Source organism: Bradyrhizobium algeriense, from assembly GCF_003062295.1.
GTDB lineage: Bacteria > Pseudomonadota > Alphaproteobacteria > Rhizobiales > Xanthobacteraceae > Bradyrhizobium > Bradyrhizobium algeriense.
The window spans coordinates 1-814 of record NZ_PYCN01000166.1 but is presented as its reverse complement, the minus strand read 5'-3'; the positions used below and the strand labels follow the sequence as shown (position 1 = coordinate 814).

The following is an 814-nucleotide window of genomic DNA, read 5'->3' as shown; positions in this document are numbered from 1 at the left end:
CCGGTTCAAGGAACTGTACGACAAAGGCGGCGAGCTGGCGCTTGCCGAGATCAGCCGGAAGAAGCCGATCCTCAAGAACCGTGTCGCGCCTGAGATCGAAGCGGCAGTGGTGGCGCTGGCGATCGAACAGCCGACCTGGGGCCAGGTGCGTGTTTCTAACGAGCTGAAGAAACAGGGCTTGTCGATCTCGCCGTTCGGTGTGCGGGGCGTCTGGTTGCGCCACGATCTGGCGAACACCAAGACGCGGCTCAAGGCGCTCGAAGCCAGGATGGCACAGCAGGGCTTTGTCCTCACCGAAGCTCAGGTCGTGGCGCTGGAGAAAGCCAAGACCGAGAAGGAGGTCGACGGCGAGTTCGAGAGCGAATGTCCCGGCTATTGCGGCGCCCAGGACACCTTCTATGTCGGCAACATGAAGGGCGTGGGCCGCATCTATCAGCAGACCTTCATCGATACCTACAGCAAGGTGGTCTTCGCCAAGCTCTACGACCGCAAGACGCCAATCACCGCGGCGGAGATGCTGAACGATCGGGTGCTGCCGTTCTTCGAAGAGCACGGTATTGTACTGTGCCGGGTGCTGACGGATCGTGGCACCGAGTATTGCGGCAACCCCGAGCATCACGACTACGAGCTCTATCTCGCCGTCGAGGACATCGATCATACGCGGACCAAGACCAAGAGCCCGCAGACCAACGGAATCTGCGAGCGCTTCCATCGAACCGCGCTCGATGAGTTCTATCGTGTGGCGTTCCGCAAGAAGATCTATCGAACCATCGACGAGCTGCAGAATGATCTCGATGTTTGGGTGACGGCGTAC

Annotated in this window: 1 protein-coding gene; it reads left to right on the top strand. The window is 60.0% G+C overall.

What is annotated here, in order from left to right:
• On the top strand, positions 1 to 814 hold an 814-nt coding region (locus C7G61_RS42900), incomplete at both ends, for an integrase core domain-containing protein (RefSeq protein WP_108523431.1).